This is a genomic window from Streptomyces sp. AM8-1-1, from assembly GCF_032229325.1.
GTDB lineage: Bacteria > Actinomycetota > Actinomycetes > Streptomycetales > Streptomycetaceae > Streptomyces > Streptomyces achmelvichensis.
The window spans coordinates 1,655,402-1,679,448 of sequence record NZ_CP135086.1 but is presented as its reverse complement, the minus strand read 5'-3'; the positions used below and the strand labels follow the sequence as shown (position 1 = coordinate 1,679,448).

26 protein-coding genes are annotated in these 24,047 nt (G+C 69.8%); 21 read left to right on the top strand and 5 right to left on the bottom strand.

Annotation, left to right across the window (positions count from 1 at the left end; translation table 11 throughout):
* Positions 1-177: 177 nt before the first annotated feature.
* Positions 178-906 carry an SDR family NAD(P)-dependent oxidoreductase gene (locus RPQ07_RS07625; RefSeq protein ID WP_313943296.1) on the bottom strand — a complete coding sequence of 243 codons (729 nt, stop codon included), beginning with the start codon at positions 904-906 and terminating at the stop codon, positions 178-180.
* A 228-nt stretch (positions 907-1,134) separates the two neighbouring features.
* On the opposite strand from RPQ07_RS07625, the gene RPQ07_RS07620 reads away from it, so the two are divergent.
* Entirely contained in the window at positions 1,135-1,749 is a 615-nt protein-coding gene (locus tag RPQ07_RS07620; RefSeq protein WP_313943295.1) for a dihydrofolate reductase family protein, read from the top strand.
* Between the two features lie 36 nt (positions 1,750-1,785).
* A complete protein-coding gene (locus RPQ07_RS07615) occupies positions 1,786-2,160 on the top strand; it encodes a hypothetical protein (protein ID WP_313943294.1) in 375 nt (124 codons plus the stop codon).
* A 42-nt stretch (positions 2,161-2,202) separates the two neighbouring features.
* Here RPQ07_RS07615 and RPQ07_RS07610 read toward each other — a convergent pair whose 3' ends face one another.
* On the bottom strand, positions 2,203-2,412 hold the full coding sequence (locus tag RPQ07_RS07610; protein ID WP_313943293.1) for a hypothetical protein: 210 nt from the start codon (positions 2,410-2,412) through the stop codon (positions 2,203-2,205).
* Between the two features lie 146 nt (positions 2,413-2,558).
* Between RPQ07_RS07610 and RPQ07_RS07605 the strand changes: the two genes are divergently transcribed.
* From RPQ07_RS07605 to RPQ07_RS07590, 4 genes are all read left to right on the top strand, one after another.
* Positions 2,559-3,788: a sensor histidine kinase gene (locus RPQ07_RS07605; RefSeq protein ID WP_313943292.1), complete on the top strand. Its 1,230-nt coding sequence runs from the start codon at positions 2,559-2,561 to the stop codon at positions 3,786-3,788.
* Positions 3,785-4,456, top strand: coding sequence for a response regulator transcription factor (locus tag RPQ07_RS07600; protein ID WP_313943291.1), 672 nt, complete (start codon positions 3,785-3,787; stop codon positions 4,454-4,456). Before RPQ07_RS07605 ends, RPQ07_RS07600 begins: the two co-directional genes overlap by 4 nt.
* A 9-nt stretch (positions 4,457-4,465) precedes the next feature.
* Positions 4,466-5,644, top strand: a complete 1,179-nt coding sequence (locus RPQ07_RS07595) for a cytochrome P450 (RefSeq protein WP_313943290.1) — start codon at positions 4,466-4,468, stop codon at positions 5,642-5,644.
* Positions 5,645-5,740: 96 nt separating this feature from the next.
* A complete protein-coding gene (locus RPQ07_RS07590; protein WP_313943289.1) occupies positions 5,741-6,160 on the top strand; it encodes a PaaI family thioesterase in 420 nt (139 codons plus the stop codon).
* A 140-nt stretch (positions 6,161-6,300) separates the two neighbouring features.
* Here the strand turns inward: RPQ07_RS07590 and RPQ07_RS07585 are convergent, their stop codons facing one another.
* Complete coding sequence (locus RPQ07_RS07585) at positions 6,301-7,305, bottom strand: Gfo/Idh/MocA family oxidoreductase (RefSeq protein ID WP_313943288.1); 1,005 nt, start codon at positions 7,303-7,305, stop codon at positions 6,301-6,303.
* Positions 7,306-7,460: 155 nt separating this feature from the next.
* Between RPQ07_RS07585 and RPQ07_RS07580 the strand changes: the two genes are divergently transcribed.
* The 15 genes from RPQ07_RS07580 (at position 7,461) to RPQ07_RS07510 (ending at position 20,901) form a co-directional block, all read left to right on the top strand.
* Positions 7,461-8,180 carry a GntR family transcriptional regulator gene (locus RPQ07_RS07580; RefSeq protein WP_313948814.1) on the top strand — a complete coding sequence of 240 codons (720 nt, stop codon included), beginning with the start codon at positions 7,461-7,463 and terminating at the stop codon, positions 8,178-8,180.
* Between the two features lie 161 nt (positions 8,181-8,341).
* Positions 8,342-9,340, top strand: coding sequence for a sugar ABC transporter substrate-binding protein (locus tag RPQ07_RS07575; protein WP_313943287.1), 999 nt, complete (start codon positions 8,342-8,344; stop codon positions 9,338-9,340).
* Positions 9,341-9,460: 120 nt separating this feature from the next.
* Positions 9,461-10,474, top strand: coding sequence for a sugar ABC transporter substrate-binding protein (locus RPQ07_RS07570; RefSeq protein WP_313943286.1), 1,014 nt, complete (start codon positions 9,461-9,463; stop codon positions 10,472-10,474).
* On the top strand, positions 10,471-11,532 hold the full coding sequence (locus RPQ07_RS07565) for an ABC transporter permease (RefSeq protein WP_313943285.1): 1,062 nt from the start codon (positions 10,471-10,473) through the stop codon (positions 11,530-11,532). Before RPQ07_RS07570 ends, RPQ07_RS07565 begins: the two co-directional genes overlap by 4 nt.
* Positions 11,529-12,374, top strand: a complete 846-nt coding sequence (locus RPQ07_RS07560) for an ATP-binding cassette domain-containing protein (protein WP_313943284.1) — start codon at positions 11,529-11,531, stop codon at positions 12,372-12,374. Before RPQ07_RS07565 ends, RPQ07_RS07560 begins: the two co-directional genes overlap by 4 nt.
* Before the next feature lie 131 nt (positions 12,375-12,505).
* Positions 12,506-13,666: an ROK family glucokinase gene (locus tag RPQ07_RS07555; RefSeq protein ID WP_313943283.1), complete on the top strand. Its 1,161-nt coding sequence runs from the start codon at positions 12,506-12,508 to the stop codon at positions 13,664-13,666.
* A gap of 2 nt (positions 13,667-13,668) precedes the next feature.
* On the top strand, positions 13,669-14,244 hold the full coding sequence (locus RPQ07_RS07550) for a hypothetical protein (protein WP_313943282.1): 576 nt from the start codon (positions 13,669-13,671) through the stop codon (positions 14,242-14,244).
* A gap of 101 nt (positions 14,245-14,345) precedes the next feature.
* Positions 14,346-15,632: a 4-carboxymuconolactone decarboxylase gene (gene pcaC / locus RPQ07_RS07545; protein WP_391837670.1), complete on the top strand. Its 1,287-nt coding sequence runs from the start codon at positions 14,346-14,348 to the stop codon at positions 15,630-15,632.
* A 12-nt stretch (positions 15,633-15,644) separates the two neighbouring features.
* Complete coding sequence (locus RPQ07_RS07540; protein WP_313943280.1) at positions 15,645-16,277, top strand: MBL fold metallo-hydrolase; 633 nt, start codon at positions 15,645-15,647, stop codon at positions 16,275-16,277.
* A 30-nt stretch (positions 16,278-16,307) separates the two neighbouring features.
* Entirely contained in the window at positions 16,308-17,087 is a 780-nt protein-coding gene (locus RPQ07_RS07535; protein WP_313943279.1) for an exodeoxyribonuclease III, read from the top strand.
* A 58-nt stretch (positions 17,088-17,145) separates the two neighbouring features.
* A complete protein-coding gene (locus RPQ07_RS07530; protein WP_313943278.1) occupies positions 17,146-17,595 on the top strand; it encodes a DUF6278 family protein in 450 nt (149 codons plus the stop codon).
* A gap of 111 nt (positions 17,596-17,706) precedes the next feature.
* Complete coding sequence (locus tag RPQ07_RS07525; protein ID WP_313943277.1) at positions 17,707-18,450, top strand: amino acid ABC transporter ATP-binding protein; 744 nt, start codon at positions 17,707-17,709, stop codon at positions 18,448-18,450.
* Between the two features lie 17 nt (positions 18,451-18,467).
* Positions 18,468-19,382, top strand: a complete 915-nt coding sequence (locus RPQ07_RS07520; RefSeq protein WP_313943276.1) for a glutamate ABC transporter substrate-binding protein — start codon at positions 18,468-18,470, stop codon at positions 19,380-19,382.
* An 11-nt stretch (positions 19,383-19,393) separates the two neighbouring features.
* Positions 19,394-20,038, top strand: coding sequence for an amino acid ABC transporter permease (locus tag RPQ07_RS07515; RefSeq protein ID WP_313943275.1), 645 nt, complete (start codon positions 19,394-19,396; stop codon positions 20,036-20,038).
* Positions 20,035-20,901: an amino acid ABC transporter permease gene (locus RPQ07_RS07510; protein WP_313943274.1), complete on the top strand. Its 867-nt coding sequence runs from the start codon at positions 20,035-20,037 to the stop codon at positions 20,899-20,901. The genes RPQ07_RS07515 and RPQ07_RS07510 overlap by 4 nt, the downstream gene beginning before the upstream one ends.
* 80 nt (positions 20,902-20,981) lie before the next feature.
* Here the strand turns inward: RPQ07_RS07510 and RPQ07_RS07505 are convergent, their stop codons facing one another.
* Positions 20,982-22,589 (bottom strand): CocE/NonD family hydrolase, encoded by a 1,608-nt coding sequence (locus RPQ07_RS07505; protein WP_313943273.1) that lies wholly within the window; start codon positions 22,587-22,589, stop codon positions 20,982-20,984.
* Positions 22,590-22,700: 111 nt separating this feature from the next.
* Positions 22,701-23,882: a L,D-transpeptidase gene (locus RPQ07_RS07500; protein ID WP_313943272.1), complete on the bottom strand. Its 1,182-nt coding sequence runs from the start codon at positions 23,880-23,882 to the stop codon at positions 22,701-22,703.
* Between the last annotated feature and the right edge of the window lie 165 nt (positions 23,883-24,047).

Sequence of the window (24,047 nt, the reverse complement as noted above, 5' to 3'; positions counted from 1 at the left end):
CGGGCGCCCGGTTCGCCGGGGTACGGCCCCCGGCCGTGTCCTCGATCGCCGGACGGGCTCGATGCGCCGGAGTGTCACGCCGGGCCGGGACGGGCTTGATCGTCGGCCCGGTGTGTCACCCACCGCAGGCCGGACGGGCTCAATGTCCGTCCGCGGCCGGGCGGTGGGCCCGCGGCGTCACGCCGCGTGGCCGCCGTCCACCGCCAGTTCCGCTCCCGTGATGTACGACGCCTCGTCGCTCGTCACATACGCGACCAGCGACGCCACCTCCTCCGGGGTACCGAAGCGGTCCAGTGCGGTACCCGCCTTCTGCGGAGGCGCGTACGGGCCGTCCGACGGGTTCATGTCCGTGTCGATCGGGCCCGGGTGGATGAGGTTCGCCGTGATGCCGCGCGGGCCCAGTTCGCGGGCCAGTGCCTTCGTCAGGCCTGTCAGGGCCGACTTGCTCATCGCATAGAGCGTGCCTCCCGGGCCCGGCACGTACTTCGTCATGCAGGAGCCGATGGAGACGATCCGTCCGCCGCGCTCCATCCGCGCGGCTGCCGCCTGGGAAGCGAGGAAGACCGCGCGCACGTTCACCGCCAGCACCCGGTCCACGTCGGCCGTCGCCAGGCTGTCGACCGGTCCGAGTACGCCGACCCCTGCGTTGTTGACCAGGATGTCCAGCCGGCCGAGCGCGTCGGCCGCGCGGCTGACGGCGGAGGCGCCGCATTCCGTGCCTGCGGCGTCCGACCGGAGCGCGACACCCCGGCGGCCCGCCGCCTCGATCTTGCGGACCACCTCCTCGGCGGCCTCGTCGCTCCGCACATAGGTGATGGCGACATCGGCGCCCTCCTGCGCGAGTCGCAGAGCGATCGCCGCACCGATTCCGCGGCTGCCACCTGTCACCAGAGCTGTCCTGGACATGAGTTCCCCTTGTGATGATGTGTCATGACGTGTCGTAACGGCTGATGACATCAAGCAAAGCGGCCCGGCCTCCTCGGTGCTGGCGGCAAACGGACGTTGAATCCCGGTGTGACCCTTCGGCGAGCGTCCTCACGCCGGGTGACCGATGAGATCGCGGCGCCGGCAGGGTCGTAGCTGATGACCGCGTCACCACCGGGGGAACACGAGCAACGGAAGCAGGTGCCTCTCATGGGGAAGCTCTCGATCACCACCTTCGTCTCTCTCGACGGCGTCATGCAGGGACCGGGAGGGCCCGAGGAGGACCGCCGTGACGGCTTCGACCTCGGTGGCTGGACCGTTCCCTACGCGGACGACGACTTCGGTCATTTCATGGACAGCGTCTTCGGCCGCGTCGGTGCGTTTCTGCTGGGCCGCCGCACGTACGAGATCTTCGCCGGGTTCTGGCCGACGGTGAGCGACCCGGACGACCCGATCGCCTCGAAGCTCAACTCCAGGCCGAAGTACGTCGTCTCCACCACGATGGAGCGGGCCGACTGGGAGCCGTCCACGATCATCCGCGGCGATCTCGCCAAGGAGATCCCCGCGCTCAAGGAGCGCACGGACGGTGAGGTGCAGGTCCACGGCAGCGGCCGGCTCGCCCACTCGCTGCTGGAGCACGATCTGATCGACACCCTCCATGTGCTGACCTACCCCGTCGTGCTGGGCAAGGGGCTGCGGCTCTTCCCGGAGGGCGCGGTGCCCACGGCGTTCCGGCACACGGACGCCCGCATCACGGGCAGCGGTGTGACGATCCAGACCTACGAACTGGCCGGCCGCCCCGAGTACGGGACGTACGGGGCCTGACAGCGCGCGCGTGCACGGTTGCTAGGTTGGGCCGCCATGCGATCACTCCCGTACGACATCGAATTCCGCAGCCGGGCCAGGCGTGTTCAGGGCTGGGGCGTCGGACTGCTCGCGCTCTCCAGCCTGTTGTGGGTGTGGTTCGGGGTGCTGCTTCTGACGCCGTACGACGCCGACGGTACGAGCTACGAGTGCGAGGCGCGCCTGTTCACGGACCGGTCCACCGCCAACGAAGGGCTCGGCAACGGCTCTTCGTGCCCCGCCGAGCGGGACTGGCCCGAGCTCATCGCCGTGCTCGGGCTGTCCGTCCCCGTCTCCGTCGTCGGCGCGGTGCTCTTCACCAGCGGCATGGTGAGCAACCGGATGAGCGAGCATCTGGCCGAGGTCACCCGGCTCAACGAGGCGAAGGTCTGACGGTCCCCGTCCTTTGGCATCGCCTGCCTCCGCCGTCTGTCGTCACTTGAGGTCGGCCGTCATCATCACCGCGAAGCCGACCACGGCGATCACGATGTTCGTGAGCAGGGCCGCGTTCCCGAGGAAGGAGACGTTCTCCGTCAGGAAGCGGGTGAAGGCCATGAAGCGGAACCAGCCCGTGAGCTCGCGGATCACGCCGCAGCCCCCCAGCACGAGCATGATCAGGCCGGCGCCTTCGAGAATCTTCTTCATGCCCGCGATCGTCGTGCCGCGCCGCACCCTGGCGCGTCGGCCCTCGGCATGCACTCCTGCTCCGAAAGTCTCCACCTCGGCGACTTTGGTAGCTTCCCGTCCGTCCCGGCCTGTCCGACGCCTCCCACCTGCGTAACTTGGTCGGTATGACGCGTACGGAATACCCCTGGCTGCTGCCCTCGGCCATGGCGGACCCCCAGGAGCCCGACCCCCGGGGGGAGACGTCCACGGGCCGGCGCCGGCGGACCGTGCGCGACTGGATCGTGGACACCTGCGCCTTCGTCCTGGCCGCGCTGTTCGGGCTGATCGCGGCGGAGGCCAGCGATCAGTACAACACCTCCGAGATGGTGGTCCTGGCCGATCAGCTGCTGGGTGCGGCGGCGTGCTGCGCCCTGTGGGTGCGGCGGCGCTGGCCGGTCGGCCTGGCCCTGGTCCTGACCGTCGCCACCGTGCTCACGCCGGTCGCCGGGGGCGCGATGCTGGTCGCCGTCTTCAGCCTCGCCGTGCACCGGCTGTTCAGGCCGGTCGCCCTGGTGGGACTCGTCGCGCTGGTCGGCTCCGTCGTCCAGCCGCTGGTGCGCCCCGACCCGACGGTGAACTACTGGGTGTCGATGATCGCCGGGGTCGTCCTGCTGCTGCTGGCGATCGGCTGGGGCATGCTCGTACGCGCCCGGCGCCAGCTCGTCGTGGCGCTGCGGGAACGGGCCCTGCGGGCCGAGACGGAGGCGGAGCTCCGGGCCGAGCAGGCCCAGCGGCTGGCCCGTGAGGCGATCGCCCGCGAGATGCACGATGTGCTCGCCCACCGGCTCACCCTGCTCAGCGTGCACGCGGGCGCGCTCGAATTCCGGCCGGACGCGCCGCCCGCCGAGGTCGCGCGGGCCGCGGGGGTGATCCGCGACAGCGCGCACGACGCGCTCCAGGACCTCCGCGAGATCATCGGCGTGCTCCGGGCGCCCGGCGAGGGCGACCACGGCGACCGTCCGCAGCCGACGCTCGCCACGCTCGACGCGCTGGTCGCCGAGTCCCGTGAGGCCGGGATGAAGGTGACCCTCGACAACCGCATCTCCGACACGGCATCCGTCCCGGCGATCGTGGGGCGCACCGTCTACCGCATCGCACAGGAGGGCCTCACCAACGCCCGCAAACACGCGCCGGGCGCCGAGGTCACCGTCGCCGTCGGCGGAGGACCGGGCGACGGCGTCACCGTCGCGGTCGACAATCCCGCTCCGGTCGATGACGTCGGCACCGTGCCCGGTTCCGGGCAGGGGCTGATCGGGCTCACCGAACGGGCCTCGCTCGCCGGTGGCAGCCTCGAGCACGGAGCGACCGGAGACGGCGGATTCCATGTCCGGGCCTGGCTACCGTGGGCCGCATGACTATCCGGTTGCTCGTCGTCGATGACGACCCCCTGGTCCGGGCGGGCCTCTCCTTCATGCTCGGCGGGGCCGACGACCTCGAGATCGTCGGGGAGGGCGCGGACGGTTCCGAGGTACCGGAACTGATCGACCGGCTCTCGCCCGACGTCGTGCTGATGGACATCCGGATGCCGACGGTGGACGGACTGCGCGCCACCGAGGAGCTGCGGCGCAGGCCCGACGCCCCCGAGGTCGTGGTGCTCACCACGTTCCACGCGGACGAGCAGGTGCTGCGGGCGCTGCGGGCCGGGGCCGCCGGGTTCGTCCTCAAGGACACCCCGCCGGCCGAGATCGTCGCCGCGGTGCGGCGGGTGGCTTCCGGGGACCCGGTGCTCTCCCCGGCCGTGACCCGCCAGCTGATGTCGCACGTCGCCGACCGGGTGCCCGACCCGCGCCGCAGCACGGCGGCCCAGCGGCTGGACTCGCTCGCGGAACGGGAGCGGGAGGTGGCGGTCGCGGTGGGCCGCGGCCAGTCCAACGCGGAGATCGCGGCGACGCTGTACATGAGCGTGCCGACCGTGAAGACCCATGTGTCGCGCATCCTCGCGAAGCTGGATCTCAACAACCGTGTCCAGATCGCGCTGCTCGCGCACGACGCTGGCCTGCTGGACGGGGAGGGGCCGACGTAGGCTGGCGGGGTGGCGATCATCGATCTGGGGGAGTACGGGGCGGACTTCGTCGCCGATCCGTATCCGTACTATGCGAAGTGGCGCGAGGCCGGTCCCGTCCATCAGGTGCGCGGGGTGCAGGGCGAAGAGTTCTGGCTGATCGTCGGCCATGAGGAGGCGCGCGCCGCGCTCACTGACCCGAGGCTGCTCAAATCACCGGCCGTGGTGGGCCGGATGATGCTGGACGAGCGGGTCATCGGGCCGAATCTGCTGGTCCTGGACCCGCCGGACCACACACGGCTGCGCCGGCTGGTGACGCGGGAGTTCACCGGTCGCCGCGTGGAGCAACTGGCCCCGCGCATCCAGCAGATCACCGATGAGCTGCTCGACGCGATGCTGCCCGCCGGGCGGGGCGACCTGGTCGACGCTCTCGCCTTCCCGTTGCCGATCATCGTCATCTGCGAGCTGCTGGGCGTGCCGGCCGCCGACCGTGACGCCTTCCGCACCTGGTCCAACGAGGTGGTGGCTCCCACCGGGCAGGCCGAGCTGGAGCGGGCCGTCGACGAACTGGCCGTCTATCTCGACGACTTGATCGAGGACAAACGCAGCCAGGGGCCGACGGGTGACCTGCTGTCCGCCCTGATAACCGCCCGCGCGGAGGACGACGACCGGCTCTCGGCCGCCGAACTGCGGGCCCTGGCCTATCTGCTGCTGATCGCGGGCCACGAGACGACGGTCAACCTGATCGCCAACGGCGTACGGGCCCTGCTCGCGCACCCCGACCAACTGGCCGCCCTGCGAGCCGACTTCTCCCTCCTGGACGGCGCGATCGAGGAGATGCTGCGCTACGACGGACCGGTGGAGGCGGCGACCGTACGCTTCACCTCCGAGTCCCTGCGGATCGGCGACCGCACGATCCCGGCCGGCGCGATGGTCCTGGTCGGCCTCGCGGCGGCCGACCGCGACCCGGCGCGCTACGCGGCCCCGGACACCTTCGACATCCGCCGCGACACCCGCGGCCATGTGGCGTTCGGCCACGGCATCCACTTCTGCCTGGGCGCGCCCCTGGCCCGCCTGGAAACCCGCATCGCCCTCCAGTCGCTGCTCGTCCGCTGCCCCGACCTCTCCCTGGACCCGTCGGCGGGCCCGCCGGAGTGGATCCCGGGGCTGCTGATGCGGGGGGTACGCAGCCTCCCCGTGCGCTGGTAGGGCGACGATGGCGCACCGGGCGCGGTATGCCGTCGTGACCGACGGCGGCAGGAGCACGAGCGGCAGAGCGGCAACGGATACCGAGGAGCCCCCACCATGACCGGATTCGACCTGGGCCTCGCGCAGAAGGTCCTCGACAGTCAGCCCTTCAGCCGGCTGCTCCAGGCGCGCATCACCGCGTTCGGGGACGGGGCCGCCGTGCTGGAGCTCGATGTTCGGGACGAGTTGCGGCAGCAGAACGGCTATCTGCACGGCGGTGTCCTCGCCTACGCCGCCGACAACTCGATCACCTTCGCGGCCGGCACCACCCTCGGGCCCGCCGTCCTCACCGCGGGGTTCTCGGTGCAGTACGTCCGGCCCGCCACCGGGGTGATCCTCCGGGCGCGGGCCGCCGTCGTGCACAGCGGGCGGCGGCAGGCCGTGGTGCGGTGCGATCTCCTGGCGGTGGGGGAGGACGGCGAGGAGACACTGTGCGCCGTGGCCCAGGGCACGGTGCTCTCGGCCCAGACGTCCTGAAGGCCGCGCCACCTGTCCAAGACGTTCTGAGGCCCCGCCACGTGCCCCGGACGTCCTGAGGCCGCGCCACCTGCCCCGGACGTCCTGACCGCGAACCGGCTCGGGTCCCCCGACGCCCCCACGCCCCGACCGCGGCCCTCTCAGGCGCCCGCGATCTCCTCCAGCCGCACCGGCCTGTGCTCACGGCGGGACAGTTCGCACGCCTCCGCGATCCGTAGCGCCGTCAGCGCCTCCCGCCCGTCGCACGGATTCGTGCCCTCGCCCTGGACCATCCGGACGAACGCGTCCAGCTCCGCCTCGTACGCGGGGGCGAAGCGTTCCAGGAAGCCCGGCCACGGCTTGTCGGCCGCCGGGGCGCCCTGCGGCTCGGTCGAGCTGATCGGGGTGCGGTCATCGAGGCCGACCGCGACCTGGTCCAGTTCGCCCGCGAGCTCCATCCGGACGTCGTAGCCGGCGCCGTTGCACCGCGTGGCCGTGGCCGTGGCGAGCGTCCCGTCGTCCAGCGTCAGCACCGCCGCCGCCGTGTCGACGTCGCCCGCCTCGCGGAACATCGGCGGCCCGGTGTCCGAGCCGGTCGCGTAGACCTCCACCACCTCGCGACCGGTGACCCAGCGCAGGATGTCGAAGTCGTGGACCAGGCAGTCCCGGTACAGGCCGCCCGACAGCGGCAGATAGTCGGCGGGCGGCGGCGCCGGGTCGGAGGTGATCGCCCGGACCGTGTGCAGGCGGCCGAGCGCTCCCGACCGCACCAGGTCGCGGGCCACGGTGTATCCGGCGTCGAAGCGGCGCATGAAGCCGAGCTGGAGCTCCGTACCCGCGGTCTCCACCTCGCGCAGCGCGCCCAGCGTGCCCGGCAGGTCCACCGCGATCGGCTTCTCGCAGAACGCGGGGAGCCCGGCCCGGGCGGCGCGACCGATCAGTTCCGCGTGGGAGGCCGTCGCCGAGGCGATCACCACCGCGTCCACGCCCCAGGTGAAGATCTCGTGCGCGCTGGGCGCCGCCGTGGCCCCGGTCCGCTCGGCGACCGCGGCCGCCCGCGCCGGGTCGGCGTCCGCCACGACCAGGGATCCGACCTCCCGGTGGCGGGCGAGCACGCCCGCGTGGAAGGTGCCGATTCGTCCGGTTCCGATCAGTCCGATGCGCATGGCCCAAAAATGGAGCCGGGCCGGGCACTGTGTCAAGACTTTGTCCTGACAACCGAACTTCACGACTTCCCGTCAACATGAGCGGCGACTACGCTCGGCCCGTGCCCAAGCAGCCCAGACACGTGACGGACTCGTCCCTGTCTCTCCAGCTGAGCGTGGACCGCACCAGTCCGGTCCCGCTCTACTTCCAGCTGTCGCAGCAGCTGGAAGCGGCCATCGAGAGAGGGACCCTCACCCCCGGCAGTCTGCTCGGCAACGAGATCGAGCTGGCCGGCCGGCTCGGGCTGTCCCGACCCACCGTCCGCCAGGCGATCCAGTCCCTCGTCGACAAGGGCCTGCTGGTGCGCCGCCGCGGCGTCGGCACCCAGGTCGTGCACAGCCAGGTCAAGCGCCCGCTGGAGCTCAGCAGCCTCTACGACGATCTGGAGGCGGCCGGCCAGCGGCCCGCCACGATCGTCCTGAGCAATGCCGTCGAGAGTGCGAGTGCCCAGGTCGCCGCCGCTCTCGGCGTCACCGAGGGCAGTGAGGTCCAGCTGATCGAGCGGCTGCGGTACGCCCACGGCGAGCCCATGGCCCTGTTGCGCAACCACCTGCCCGCCGGACTGCTCGACTACGACACCGCGCGGCTGGAGGCCACCGGTCTGTACCGGATGATGCGCTCCGCGGGGATCACCCTGCACAGTGCCCGCCAGACGGTCGGGGCGCGGGCGGCCAGCGCCCCCGAGGCGGAACTCCTCACCGAGGAGGCGGGCGGGCCGGTGCTGACCATGGAGCGCACCACCTTCGACGACACCGGCCGGGCCGTCGAGTTCGGCTCGCACATCTACCGCGCCTCGCGCTACGCCTTCGAGTTCCAGCTCCTCGTACGCCCCTGAGCGCGGCCGGAGACCTTCCGGCGGACGATGGACATGATCAGGTCACGTAAGAATGTCCTTCTGGTAAGAATGTTCGGACAAAGTCTTGACGGGGTGCGGCCGTCGCCGTAGAAACTCACCCAGCCGCAACCGGGCGGCCGGGAGAGAAGGCGGACCCCACCATGCGAACCCACCGCAAGGCAGCAGCCGTGCTCGCCGCATGCGCCCTGGTCGCCGTCGCCGGATGCAGCAGTTCCGGCGGCAAGGAGGCCAAGGAGGACACCTCCAAGGACGGCGGAGGCGGCGTCCCCGCGGCCACCGAACGCCTCAAGATCGCCATGGTCACGCACTCCGGCGAGGGCGACACCTTCTGGGACATCGTCCAGAGCGGCGCCAAGGTCGCGGCCAAGAAGGACAACGTCGAGTTCCTCTACGCCGCCAACAAGGAGGGCAAGGAGCAGGCGCAGCTCGTCCAGACCTACATCGACCAGAAGGTCGACGGGATCATCGTCACCCTCGCCAAGCCCGAGGCGGTCGGCGCCGTCGTCAAGAAGGCCGTCGCGGCCGGGATACCCGTCGTCACGATCAACTCCGGCGCCGAGTTCTCCGATGCGCTCGGCGCGCTCAGCCACATCGGCCAGGACGAGGCCGTCGCCGGCGAGGCGGTCGGCGAGGAACTCAACAAGCGCGGCAAGAAGAAGGCGCTCTGCGTCATCCACGAGCAGGGCAACGTCTCCCTCGAAGCCCGCTGCGCCGGAGTCAAGAAGACCTTCAAGGGCACGGTCGAGAACCTCAATGTGGAGGGCACGAACATGCCCGCCTCCACCTCCTCCATCGAGGCGAAGCTGCAGAGCGGCAAGGACATCGACTCCGTGGTCACGCTCGGCGCCCCGTTCGCCGCAGCCTCCGTCAAGGCCAAGTCGGGCGCGGGCTCGAAGGCGGAGGTCAACACCTTCGACCTGAACGCCGAGGTGGTCAAACAGCTCAAGGCCGGCGAGATCGGCTTCGCCGTCGACCAGCAGCCCTACCTCCAGGGCTACCTCGCCATCGACGAGCTGTGGCTCAACAAGACCAACCTGAACGTCATCGGCGGCGGCAAGCCCGTTCTCACCGGCCCGGCGCTCGTCACCGAGAAGGACGTGCCCACGCTGGAGAAGCTCACCGCCGACGGAACCCGATGACGTACCCCGGCCCACCCGATGCCGACCCTCCCACCTGCCGTGACACATACTTGGGCGGCCGGGGCGCGAGGACACGCCCCCCGGCCGCACCGGGAGAATCGGCAAGAAGGGCACGGCGTCGTGGCTAGGGCAAGGACAGGGGTACGCGCACTGGGCGCGCTGCTGGCGGCGGTACTCGGAGCCTCTCTCGCGGGATGCAGCAGCACCGGCGGAAAGCGGGCCGAGGACGCGCGCAAGGCGCAGGCCGCGGCCGGCAAGGCCGCCGTGAACACCCCTCGCTGGACCTTCGCGATGGTCACCCACTCGGGCGACGGCGACACCTTCTGGGACATCGTCCAGAACGGCGCCAAGCAGGCCGCCGCCAAGGACAACATCAACTTCCTGTACTCCCACAGCGACGAGGGCCAGCAGCAGGCCCAGCTCGTGCAGGCCGCCATCGACAAGAAGGTCGACGGCCTGATCGTGACGCTTGCCAAGCCGGACGCGATGAAGGGCGTCCTCGCCAAGGCCACTGCCGCCGGGATCCCCGTGATCACCGTCAACTCGGGATCCGAGCAGTCCAAGCCGTACGGCGCGCTGACGCACATCGGCCAGGACGAGACCATCGCGGGCGAGGCCGTCGGCGACGAGCTGGACAAGCGGGGCAAGAAGAAGGCCCTGTGCGTCCTGCACGAGCAGGGCAACGTCGGACACGAGCAGCGCTGCGCCGGCACCAAGAAGACCTTCGACGGCACCCTCCAGAACCTGTACGTCGACGGCACCAACATGCCCGACGTGCAGGCCTCCATCGAGGCCAAGCTCCAGGCCGACCCCTCCATCGACTCGGTCGTCACCCTCGGCGCACCGTTCGCGGACGCCGCCGTACAGGCGAAGAAGACCGCGGGCAGCAAGGCCGAGGTCGACACCTTCGATCTGAACGCCAAGGTCGCGAGCGGTCTCAAGGCCGGGACCCTCGGCTTCGCGGTCGACCAGCAGCCGTTCCTCCAGGGGTACGAGGCCGTCGATCTGCTGTGGCTCTACCAGTACAACGCCGATGTCCTCGGCGGCGGGCGGCCCGTCCTCACCGGTCCGCAGATCATCACCAAGGAGAACGCCGCCGAGCTCGAGGACTACACCGAGCGGGGAACCCGATGAGTGCTACCGCACCACCTGCCGGCACCCGGCAGCCGGAGAAGACCGACGAGCGGCTGATGCGCACCTCGCCCCTGCGCAAGCTGATGGCGAGGCCCGAGCTCGGCTCGGTCGTCGGCGCGGTCGCGGTCTTCCTCTTCTTCTCGATCGTCGCGGACTCCTTCCTGCGGGCGTCCAGCTTCTCCACCGTGCTGTACGCGGCCTCCACGCTCGGCATCATGGCCGTGCCGGTCGCACTGCTGATGATCGGCGGCGAGTTCGACCTGTCGGCCGGCGTGATGGTCACGACCTCCGCGCTGATCTCGGCGATGTTCAGCTACCAGATGACCGCCAACGTCTGGGTCGGGCTGCTCGTCTCGCTGGTGGTGACGCTGGCCGTCGGGGTGTTCAACGGCTACATGCTGATCCGGACGAAACTGCCGAGCTTCATCATCACGCTCGGCACGTTCCTGATGCTGACCGGCCTCAACCTCGGCTTCACCAAGCTGATCAGCGGCACGGTCTCCACCAAGTCCATCGCCGACATGGACGGCTTCACCTCCGCGCAGAAGCTCTTCGCCTCCGAACTCACCCTCGGCGACATCACCTTGAAGGTGACGATCCTCTGGTGGTTCGCCCTGGTCGCGCTCGCCACCTGGATCCTGCTGCGCACCCGCTTCGGCAACTGGATCTTCGCCGTCGGCGGCAACGCGGACGCGGCCCGCGCGGTCGGTGTGCCGGTCACCAGGACCAAGATCGGCCTCTACATGGGCGTCGCGTTCGCCGCCTGGATCTCGGGACAGCACCTCCTCTTCTCCTTCGACGTCGTGCAGTCCGGGGAGGGCGTCGGCAACGAACTGACGTACATCATCGCGGCCGTCATCGGCGGCTGTCTGATCACCGGTGGCTACGGCTCCGCGATCGGCTCGGCGGTCGGCGCGTTCATCTTCGGCATGACCAGCAAGGGCATCGTGTACGCCGAGTGGAACCCGGACTGGTTCAAGTTCTTCCTGGGAGCGATGCTCCTTCTGGCCACCCTGCTCAACGCATGGGTCCGCAAGCGTGCGGAGGCAACGCGATGACCACGCCGAAGTCCACGGAGCCCGCGGACACCGGGCGGACGCCTCTCGTCGAGCTCGACGACGTCAGCAAGTACTACGGCAACATTCGCGCGCTGGAAGGTGTCTCGCTGGAGGTGCACGCCGGGGAGATCTCCTGCGTCCTCGGCGACAACGGCGCCGGCAAGTCCACTCTCATCAAGATCATCGCGGGGCTGCACCGGCACGACGCGGGCACCTTCCTCATCGAGGGGGAGGAGGCGGACCTGTCGAGCCCCCGCGAGGCGCTGGACCGCGGCATCGCCACGGTCTACCAGGATCTCGCCGTGGTGCCGCTCATGCCGGTCTGGCGGAACTTCTTCCTCGGCTCCGAGCCGACCAGGGGCAAGGGCCCGCTCAAGCGGCTCGACGTCGACAAGATGCGCGAGACCACCAGGTCCGAGCTGCTGCGCATGGGGATCGACCTGCGCGACGTCGACCAGCCCATCGGGACGCTGTCGGGCGGCGAGCGCCAGTGCGTGGCCATCGCCCGCGCCGTCTACTTCGGTGCGAAGGTCCTCGTCCTCGACGAGCCGACCGCCGCCCTCGGGGTGAAGCAGTCGGGCGTGGTGCTGAAGTATGTGGCCGCAGCCCGCGACGCCGGGCTGGGGGTCGTGTTGATCACCCACAACCCGCACCACGCCTATCTCGTCGGCGACCGTTTCATCCTGCTCAAGCGCGGTGTCATGTCCGCCAGCCACACCAAGGACTCCGTCACGCTCGACGAACTCACCCGCCAGATGGCGGGCGGCAGCGAGCTGGAGGACCTGCGCCACGAGCTGGAGCGCGCACCCGTACCGACGCACCTGGGCGGCCACGACCAGTAGCCGTCCGCACCGCGGACCCGGCGCTCCCGCCCAGGGGCGCCGGGCCGGTCCGGCCCTCGGCCGGGGCCGCGGGCCGACGGCCCGGATGGCAGAATCGGGCCCGTCAGCCGCCCCCGAAACCCCGCAGGGACATGAGCACCTACCGCGACTTCGCCCACCGCGGCTCCGCCCGCGCCACCGTCCTGCGTACCGTCGGCACCCGGGAGCGGCGGTCGCACCTCACGGCGCCGCGTGTGCCGACCGTCGGAATCGACATTGGCGGGACGAAGGTGATGGCCGGCGTCGTCGACGCCGACGGGGTCATCCTGGAGAAGGTCCGCACCGAGACGCCGGACAAGTCCAAGAGCCCGAAGGTCGTCGAGGACACCATCTGCGAGCTGGTGCTCGACCTCTCCGACCGGCACGACGTGCACGCGGTGGGCATCGGAGCGGCCGGCTGGGTCGACGCCGACCGGTCCACGGTGCTCTTCGCCCCGCACCTCGCCTGGCGCAACGAACCCCTGCGCGACGCGCTCACGGCCCGGCTCGCCGTGCCCGTACTGGTCGACAACGACGCCAACACCGCCGCATGGGCGGAGTGGCGCTTCGGCGCCGGCCGCGGCGAGGACCATCTCGTCATGATCACGCTCGGCACCGGCATCGGCGGCGCGATCCTCGAGGACGGCCAGGTCAAGCGGGGCAAGTACGGGGTCGCGGGTGAGTTCGGCCATATGCAGGTCGTCCCCGGCGGGCACCGCTGCCCCTGCGGAAACCGTGGCTGCTGGGAGCAGTACAGCTCCGGCAACGCCCTCGTCCGGGAGGCCCGGGAGCTGGCGGCCGCCGACTCCCCGGTCGCCTACAGCCTCATCGACCGGGTGGGCGGCAACGTCGGCGACATCACCGGACCGCTGATCACCGAACTCGCCCGCGAGGGCGACGCCATGTGCGTCGAACTGTTCCAGGACATCGGCCAGTGGCTCGGCGTCGGCATCGCCAACCTCGCCGCCGCGCTCGACCCCTCCTGCTTCGTCATCGGCGGAGGTGTCAGCGCCGCCGACGACCTGCTCATCGGACCCGCCCGGGACGCCTTCCGCCGCCACCTCACGGGCCGCGGATACCGGCCCGAGGCCAAGATCGCGAAGGCGCAGCTCGGGCCCGAGGCGGGTATGGTCGGCGCGGCCGACCTCGCTCGGCTCGTGGCTCGCCGCTTCCGCCGCACCAACCGGCGACGGGTGGAGCGCCACGAACGCTACGAGCGCTATGCGCAGGCCCTCCGCAACGCCGGATCGCCCGGCCCCACCCAGGAACCGTAGTCATGACCGTGCCCCGCCAGTCCGCCGCCCCCGACGAGAACTTCCGTCCGCCGGAGGACCGACGCCACATGATCCGCCGCCGCTGGCTGACGGCGATCATCATCGTGCTGCTCGTCGGTATCCCGGCCGGCTATCTGGTCGTCTCCGCGGAGCAGAGCCGGGACAGCGGCCGGGACAAGGAGGCCGAGTCCTCGGCCAGCGGGCTGCGGGACACCTGGCCGTCGCAGATGAAGCGCCGGGTCTTCGGGGTGCCGATCCCTCCGAAGTCCAAGGGGGTCGCGTACTACGAGACCAGCAACTGGAAGACCAGCCGGCTGTTCGTGCAGTTCCGGACCACGTCCGCGGGGCTGGACCTGTTCCTGGAAGGCGTCGGCATCAACCGCGCCGCGCTGAAGAACGGCGAGATCACCATCGGCGACCGGGACGCGGACACCGTCGGCTGGAAATTCCCGCCGTCCCGGGACTGGGCGGGCGCCAGCCATACGCAGAAGGACCCGCTGCCCAGCCAGGACATCACGGTCGACATGACCCGTACGGACCGTCCCAAGGTCTACGTCGTCTCCACGACCACCCCCTGAGTCTCCACGACCACCCCCTGACCGGCATACGGCCGGGCCTCACGGCAGCGAGCGGAGGGGGGCCGTCCACTCATGACCCCGGAGTCACTACCGTGGAGCGGGTGAGTGACACGCAGACGCCCCCGAAGACCCTTCAGTACCGGATCGACGGTCCGGACGACGCCCCCGTACTCATCCTCGGGCCCTCGCTCGGGACCACCTGGCACATGTGGGACCGCCAGATCGGGGACCTCGCCCGCCAGTGGCGGGTCCTCCGCTTCGACCTCCCCGGGCACGGCGGCGCTCCCGCGTACCCCGCCCCCTCCGTCGCCGAGCTCGCCGGCCGGCTGCTGACGACGCTCGACGAACTGGGCATCCAGCGCTTCGGATACGCGGGCTGCTCCGTCGGCGGGGCGATCGGCCTCGAACTGGCGCTGCGCCATCCCCACCGCCTCGCGTCGCTCGCGCTGGTCGCCACATCGCCGCGGTTCGGCACGGCCGACGAGTTCCGTCAGCGGGGCGTGATCGTGCGGACGAACGGCCTCGACCCGATGGCCCGCAGCGCGCCGGAACGCTGGTTCACCCAGGGCTTCGCCCTCGCGCAGCCGGCGATCGTCGAATGGGCGGTCCAGATGGTGCGCACCACCGACCCCGGCTGCTACATCGCCACCTGCGAGGCGCTCGCGGCCTTCGACGTCCGTGCCGAACTCGGCCGCGTCGGGGTGCCCACGCTCGTCCTGGTCGGCTCCGAGGATCAGGTGACCGGACCGGCCGAGGCCCGCACCCTGGTCGCCGGTATACCGGACGCCCGGCTGGCGCTGGTGCCCGGTGCCTCGCACCTCGCGCCCGTCGAGCAGCCCTCCGCCGTCACCGACCTTCTCGTGCGCCACTTCTCCAGCGCCTGGCAGGACACCCTGACCGCCATCCCGGTGCCGCACGCGGTACCGGCGGTCTCCGCGCCGATGGGCCCGGTCGCCGAGATCGGCCCCGCCGGTCACGCCCAGCCCGAGGCGGTGACGCACGGCCGCCCCGACCCCTACGAGGCGGGGATGACGGTACGCCGCGCGGTGCTCGGCGACGCGCACGTCGACCGCGCGACGGCCGCCGCCGACGGCTTCACCGGCGACTTCCAGGAGCTGATCACCCGCTACGCCTGGGGCGAGGTGTGGACGCGGGAGGGACTCGACAGACGCACGCGCAGCGTGATCACCCTGACCGCGCTGGTCGCGGGCGGTCACCTGGACGAGCTGGCGTTCCACACCAGGGCGGCGCTGCGCAACGGGCTCACCCCCGACGAGATCAAGGAAGTGCTGATCCACACCGCCGTCTACTGCGGCGTACCCGCCGCGAACTCCGCCTTCAAGGTGGCCCAGGCCGTCATCCAGGAGGAGACCACACCGAGGCCGTAGCAGGATGGAGTCATGAGGCTCACGAAGAAGAAGCACGCGTGCATCCGGCTGGAGAAGGACGGACGGACCCTCGTCGTCGATCCGGGCGCCTTCAGTGAGGAGGACGCCGCCGTCGGAGCCGACGCCGTCCTCGTCACCCACGAGCACCCCGACCACTTCGACGAGGGCCGGCTGCGGGCGGCGCTGGAGGCCAACGCGGAGGCGGAGATCTGGACCCTGCGGAGCGTCGCCGAGAAGATCTCGGCGGCGTTCCCGGGGCGGGTCCACACCGTCGGGCACGGCGACACCTTCACCGCGGCGGGCTTCGACGTCCAGGTCCACGGTGAACTGCACGCCGTGATCCACCCGGACCTGCCGAGGGTCACCAACGTCGGCTACCTGGTGGACGGTTCGGTCTTCCATCCGGGCGACGCGCTCACGGTCCCCGACCACCCCGTCGAGACGCTGATGCTTCCGGTCCACGCGCCGTGGAACAAGATCGCGGAGATCATCGACTATGTGCGCGAGGTGGAGCCGCGGCGGTCCGTCGACATCCACGACGCTCTGCTCACCGACCTCGCACGCCCTCTGTACGACCAGCATCTCGGCAATCTCAGCGGCGCGGAGCACGACCGGCTCGGCCCGGGGGAGACGGCGGACCTCTGACTGTCACACCCCGCCGTTAGGCTTCTCCTCATGCGTATCGCCACGTGGAACGTCAACTCGATCACCGCCCGGCTGCCCCGGCTGCTGGCCTGGCTGGAGAGCAGCGGCACCGATGTGGTGTGCCTCCAGGAGACCAAGTGCACCGAGGAGCAGTTCCCGGCCGACGCGCTGCGCGAGATCGGCTACGAGTCGGCGGTCCACGCCGCCGGCCGGTGGAACGGCGTGGCGCTGGTCTCCCGGGTCGGCCTGGAGGACGTGGTCAAGGGCCTGCCCGACGGCCCGGCCTACGAGGGCACACAGGAACCTCGGTCGATCGCCGGCACCTGCGGACCGGTCCGTCTCCGGTCGGTCTATGTGCCCAACGGCCGCGAGGTCGCCCACGACCACTACACCTACAAGCTGAGCTGGCTCGACGCGCTCAAGGTGTCGGTGGCCGAGGACACGGCGGGCAGCCGCCCCTTCGCGGTGCTGGGCGACTTCAACATCGCGCCGACCGACGACGACGTGTGGGACCGGTCGGTCTTCGAGGGCAGCACCCATGTCACCGAGCCCGAGCGTGCGGCCCTGGCGTCGCTGCGCGAGGCCGGTCTGTCCGACGTGGTGCCGCGTCCGCTCAAGTACGACCAGCCCTTCACCTACTGGGACTACCGCCAGCTGGCCTTCCCGAAGAACCGCGGCATGCGCATCGACCTGGTCTACGGCAACGAACCGTTCACCAAGTCCGTCAAGGACAGCTACGTGGACCGTGAGGAGCGCAAGGGCAAGGGCGCGTCGGACCATGCGCCGGTGGTCGTGGATCTGGACATCTGACGACTGCCGACGCGTGCCCTGTAGTGCGTCGGGCCGCCGGGATGCGAGGCTGAGTGGTATGAACATCCCTTTCTTGGACAACTGGCTCAAGCGCCACAGCGCCGACACCGGTGAGAGTGACTTCGCGGCCGCCGAGAAGGACCCCGAGCGCGCGGCCGCCATCGCCGAGCTGCTCTCGGAGTGCGAACTGCTGCGTGTCCGAGTGGGCCAGGCCGGGCTCGAACTGGACGACTCCCCGGCATCCTTGAGCGCTCTCGACCAGCTGCCGCCACGCTGGCGCGACGACCCGGAGGAACTGCCCTGGCTCGGCAACGACGCGGGGCTCTACCTCGGCACCGTGATCGTCCGTACCGTCCCGGGCGCGAGCTGGCACATCTGGCCGGGCGGCAGCCCGGTGGTGCGCCTCGTCTCCGGCCGTGAGATCAGCGTCGTGGAGGCCGGTCTGGACTGGGCCGTGACCGGTTCGCCGGAGCTCTCCCAGGTCTACGCGGAGGCCGCCGAAGCCTGAAGTTGGTAAATACGGCTTATGCCCCATTTATGCGTGTCGGGTGTGAAGTCCCTTATCGGGCTGGATAGTTTGCGCTGACCTCGACACTGCGATGGGTGGGTAGGGCAGTCTATGGCCGTTGATCCGTTGATCGAGCTGCGCGACGTCAACAAGTACTACGGACAGTTGCACGTCCTCCAGGACATCAACCTCACCGTCGGGCGCGGTGAGGTGGTGGTGGTCATCGGCCCCTCGGGCTCCGGTAAATCGACCCTCTGCCGGACCGTGAACAGACTCGAGACCATCGAATCCGGCAGCATCACCATCGACGGTCAACCCCTCCCGGAGGAGGGGAAAGGACTGGCGAAGCTCCGCGCCGACGTCGGCATGGTCTTCCAGTCCTTCAACCTCTTCGCGCACAAGACCGTGCTGGCCAATGTCGCCCTCGCACCGGTCAAGGTCCGCGGCCGCTCGAAGAGCGACGCGCACAAACGCGCCCATGAGCTCCTCGACCGCGTCGGACTCGCCTCCCAGGCCGACAAGTACCCCGCCCAGCTCTCCGGCGGCCAGCAGCAGCGCGTCGCCATCGCCCGCGCGCTCGCGATGGACCCCAAGGTCATGCTCTTCGACGAGCCGACGTCCGCCCTCGACCCGGAAATGATCAACGAGGTGCTGGAGGTGATGCAGCAGCTCGCCCGCGAGGGGATGACCATGGTCGTCGTCACCCACGAAATGGGCTTCGCCCGCTCCGCCGCCAACCGTGTGGTGTTCATGTCCGACGGCCGCATCATCGAGGACCGTGCCCCGGAGGACTTCTTCACGCACCCGGAGAGCGACCGCGCCAAGGACTTCCTGTCCAAGATCCTCAAGCACTGACGGGGGGTGCAGTACCGATGATGCGTACGAGGCGCGCCCTGGCGGCGCTGACGCTCGTCCTGGCGGCCGTGGCCGTCACGGCCTGCGGCAAGGAAGGCAGTCCACCGGTCAAGGGGCCGCAGGCCGACCAACTGCCGGACTACCAGGTGAACAAGGACTTCCAGCTGCCCGATTCGCCGACCTGGCGCAAGGCCGAGAAGCGCGGCCACCTCGTCGTCGGGGCCAAGGAGGACCAGCCGTACGTCGGCGAGAAGGACCCGGCCACCGGCCTGTACACCGGGTTCGACATCGAGATCGCCAAAATGGTCGGCGCCTATCTGGGCTTCGACCCCGGGACCATCACCTTCCGGACGATCGCCTCCGCGAACCGCGAAACCGCCCTGCAGAACGGCCAGATCGACTACTACGTCGGCACCTACACCATCAACGACAACCGCAAGAAGCTCGTCGGCTTCGCGGGCCCGTACTTCCTCGCCGGCCAGTCGCTGCTCGTACGGGCGGACGAGAACGACATCAAGGGCCCCCAGGACCTCGACGGCAAGCGCGTCTGTTCGGCCGCCGGCTCGACCCCCTACCAGCGCATCGCGAGCGACTACCCGAAGGCCGACCTCGTCGCGTACGACACCTACTCCGTCTGCGTCGACAACCTGCTCACCTATCAGGTCGACGCCGTGACCACCGACGACGCGATCCTCACCGGCTACGCGGCCAAGGTGCCCGACGAACTCAAGGTCGTCGGCAAGCCGTTCTCCCAGGAGCCGTACGGCATCGGCGTCCCCCGCAACGACAACGCCCTGCGCTTCGCGATCGACGACGCGCTCGCGGCCAACGAGAAGAACGGGAACTGGCAGAAGGCCTACGCAGCGACGCTCGGCCTGTCCGGGGTACCGGCCCCGAAGCCGCCCCCGATCGACCGCTATCCGGCGTCCTGAGCGAGGCACCTGTGAACGTACTGACCGACAACTTCTCCCTGTACGGCGAGGGCTTTCTCGGCACCGTCGAACTCACGGTGTACGCCTCGCTCCTCGCCCTGGTCCTCGGCTTCGTCATGGCGTCCTTCCGCGCCGCCCCCGTGGGCTCGCTGCGTGTCGTCGGCACGGTGTGGGTGACCGTGCTGCGCAACACCCCGCTCACCCTGCTGTTCTTCGCCGTCCTGCTGGGACTCCCGCGTTTCGGGCTGGTCCTGCCCTTCCAGGTCTTCGCGGTGATCGCACTGGGCTGCTACACCTCGGCCTTCATCTGCGAGGCGCTGCGCTCCGGCATCAACACCGTGCCGACGGGTCAGGGCGAGGCGGCCCGCAGCCTCGGGATGAGTTTCGGCCAGACCCTGAACACCGTGGTGCTGCCCCAGGCGTTCCGCAGCGTCATCCCACCGGTCGGCTCCACACTCATCGCCCTCGCCAAGAACTCGGCGATCGCGGGCGCGTTCAGCGTCACCGAGCTCCTCGGCGTCTACAAGCCCCTCAACGAGATGGGCTACAGCATCATCTGGTCCTTCGTCTGGATCGCTGTCGGCTACCTGATCATCACCCTGACCATCAGTGCGCTGTTCAACGTGCTCGAGAAGCGCTTCGGAGTCGCCCGATGACTTCCACCGCCCTCTACGACGTCCCCGGACCCCACACCCGCAGGCGGCACCGGCTCTACGGCATCATCTCCACCGTCGCCGTCCTCGCCCTGGTCGGCTGGATCGTTTATCTGCTGTTCGACACCGGCCAGTTCACCGCGGCCAAGTGGACCCCCTTCGAGTACAAGGGCATCCAGGAACTGCTGCTGAGGGGGCTCGGCAACACCCTCAAGGCGTTCGCCTGCGCCGCTGTGCTCTCGCTCCTCCTCGGCGGGATCCTCGCCGTCGGCCGGCTCTCCGAACACCGGGCCCTGCGCTGGCCGGCCACGGTGGTCGTGGAGTTCTTCAGGGCGATGCCCGTGCTGGTGATGATCTTCTTCATCTTCGTCGCACTGAAGGTGCAGCCGCTGCCCGCCCTGGTGGCCGGACTGACGCTCTACAACGGCTCGGTGCTCGCCGAGGTGTTCCGGGCCGGCATCAACTCCGTGGAGCCGGGCCAGCGGGAGGCCTCGTACGCACTCGGCATGCGCAAGACACAGGTCATGGCCCACGTTCTGATGCCGCAGGCCGTACGCGCGATGCTGCCGACGATCATCAGTCAGCTGGTGGTCGCCCTCAAGGACACCTCACTCGGCTATCTCATCACCTATGAGGAATTCCTCCACGCGGGCAAGCTCATCGCGTCGAATCTCGACTACGATTTGCCGTTCATCCCTGTGGTGATGGTGATTTCGCCGATCTACATCGGGATGTGCATGCTGCTCTCCTGGTTCGCCAACTGGATGGCCAGGCGGCAGCGGCGCAATCCGAGAACAGAGGCCGTGGACATCGCCCCGGCCGAACCAGGGACGCTGCTGCCCGGGGGTCCTCCCGAGCCTCGATAGGTACGGAGGGCAGGACAGCAGCTCATGGGGCACAACTCATTTCCCCGCCCTGGGCGGGGGCCCCTGGCAGCAGCCGGTGATCACTTCTGGCGCAGCGGGACCGACAGATACGACGGGTCGGCTGCGGACGAGGAGAAGGTCAGCTGCGCGCCGAACGGGTTGTGCTCGATGTAGAGCGGGTCGACAGTGTCGACGACCAGGGCGAGACGGTGGCCCGCCGGTACGTCGTAGGCCGTGGAGAACAGTTCCAGGTCGACGGCGAACGGCGTGCCGGGCGTCTTGTCGTGGAAGGTGTACGGCGCATTGCTGACCAGCTTGCCGAGGCCGAGCGGGCCCACGTCGTAGAGGTACGCGACGAGGGTGCCGCTCTCCTTGGTACCGGTGAGCGTGGTGTGCAGCTTCGCGGTTCCCCGGATCTGCTGCGTCGAGTCGTAGCGCTCCGACTGCCACACGGCGGCGAACGGCCGCGGCAGCAGCGGGATCGACGCGATCGGGGGCAGTTTCACGAACTGGTCGAGCATGCTGGACAGCAGGATGAGCCCGCCGTTGGCGCCCGAATCGACGTTGGCCCAGATCTTCTTCCTGCCGTCCAGGTTCAGCTTGCGCCGGTCCGCCGCGACCGACTTCCAGTCGGGGTAGCTCTCGTACGCGCCGGTGGAACGGGACTTGAGACGGACCGGCTGCTCGCGGTCCACGCCGTTGTCGTCGCCCTTGAGGTAGTGGTCGAGCCAGCGGTGGGTGCTGGTCCAGGTGTCGTTGGGCAGCCCGAGGAGACCGCCGATCTCGGGGGTGGCGTGGTCGCCAGGGCGGAACTCCAGCCGCTTGGGGACGGTCAGCTTCTCGTAGAAGTCCGCGGTCTGGTTCGGCGGGAAGACCGTGTCGCCCCAGGCGTTGCCCAGCATGACGGCCGTGCCGTTGGCGTTGATCCGGTCCACGAAGGCGGCCGGTGAGCGCTTCTTCCCCCAGTCGACCATCTCCTGCTCCTTGTCGAGATGGGAGCCGAGGAAGTCATGGGTGAACTGCTGGAACTCGGGGCTGGGCCGGCCGGTGAGATAGCCGGCGCCGCTGAGCAGCAGAGCGGCCTGCCGGTTCTGGGTGCGGCCGCGGTAGATGGAATCGACGAGGTCGGCCCAGCCGCTGAGGGCGGCCACGGCCTTGATCCGCTTGTCGTGGGCGGCGGCCAGCAGGCTGATCCCGGCCGCGTAGGAGACACCGGCCATCCCGATCCGGCTCGGATCGGCCGGGGTGTTGGCGAGCGTCCAGTCGATGACCTTGGACGCGTCGGCGACGTCGGGCGGCCCCGCCACCTCGATGTAGCCGCCCGACTGCCAGAAACCACGGGCGTTGTAGGTGACCACCACATATCCGGCGTCGGCGAGCTTCTTGGCCTGTGCGAGATACTCGATCTGGGGCAGCGCCCAGCTGGTGGGCAGGATCAGTACGGGATAGGTGCGGCTGCCGTCAGCGCCCGCCGGGGTGACCACGTTCCCCTTGAGCACCGTGCCGCCGTCGCCCTTGATGTCGACGAAACGTACGCCGGGTACCCCGGTCTGCTGTTCGGCCCTGAGCGGTGCGGTGACGCCCGCGACCGGTGCGGCGGGCGCGACACCGGCCGCCGGCCCGGCGAGGAGCGCGGCGGAGACGGTGCCGATGGCGGTGGTGCGCAGAACCTTGCGCGGCTGTCCCACAGGTCACTCCTCACACGTGTCACGGGAAAGTGACCCGACGGTAACGTCAGCGACTTACGCGAGGTAACTCCTCGGTAAGTTACGTGTGAGTAAAGATTGTTGGACGTCGCGTCAGTACAGGGCGCTCTTCGTCCGCCAGGTCTCCCACGGCAGATTCCACTCGCCGTAGCCGTTGTTGAGGGCCTGCGTGCCCTTGGCCTCGTTGCCCGTGACCTCGAACGGATCGCCCACCTGGACCTGGCCGTAGATCCACTTGGCGTCCGCGTCGCTCATGCCGATGCAGCCGGAACTCCGGTTGGCGTTGCCGAAGTAGCCGGTGTTCCAGGGCGCCGCGTGCGCGTACATGCCCGACCACGTCAGCCGCATCGAGTAGTCGACCATCTTGTTGTATGCGTCGCCGAGGCCCACGGTCTCCGAACGCATGTTGATCGTGCCCTCCTTCGCCATCAGCACGGTCCTGCCCCGCCAGGACGCCTTCTCGCCGCCCGGGGTGCCCGCGGACATCGGCACCTCCCTGACCGCGCGGCCGTCGCGCACCAGCGTCAGGCGGTGCCGGTCCAGGTCCACCGCGACCGACTGGCTCCTGCCGATGGTGTAGGTCGTCGCGTAGTCGCGGACGAACCACCCGCCCGCTCCCGAGTCGATGCCGGCTAGCTCGGCGTCGAGCGAGACCTTCGTGCCCGGCCGCCAGTACTCCTTCGGCCGCCAGTCGACCCTGTCCCTGCCCGACCAGTCGCGCATCCAGCCCCAGGAGCCCTCGGTGTTGTTCGAGGTGGTGACCTTGAGGTGCTTCTCCACCTGGGCCCTGTTCTTCACCGGGTGGTCGAACACGATCGACAGGGGGTGCGCGACGCCGACCGTGGAGTTCTTGCCCGGGGCCATCGCGAGCTTGTTGACCTTGGCGGGGGCGGCGGTGGCGAAAGCCGCCGTGGAGGCGCGTCCGCCGGTGTCCTTCGCCGCGACCGAGTAGCGGGCGCCCGGGGTCGCGGGGCGGACCGACGTCCAGCTCCTGCCGTCGTCGGCGATGCGTCCGTCCAGCCGTCCGCCCTTGGCGTCGGTGACCGTGACCTCCGCCAGCTTTCCGTCGGCGAGCGTCACCCGTACGGGCTCGCCGGCGGCCTGCTTGCCTGTCGGGGTCACCGAGATGGCGGGCCCGTCCTTGCCGTCGGCATCGGCGTCCGCCGTGCCGCCGGAACATCCGGTGAGCAGCACGGCAAGCACCGCGCCGCCGACGGACACGGCGGGGCGGACGGGTCGGCGGCCGAGCGGGAAGCGCGGTCGTGTGCGGCTCAAGGCAAAACCTCCGTTGCGGTCTTCGTCGCGCAGTGAGAGTCCGCTCCGGTGTCGCGGGTTCCGGAATTTCCCGGATTTCCCTCTAACTCCGGTGTGACGATAAACGCAGGGAAAGAGAAGTTTGGTCCACGGGTCCGAGGCCGGCCACGACCTCCTGCGGGCCGT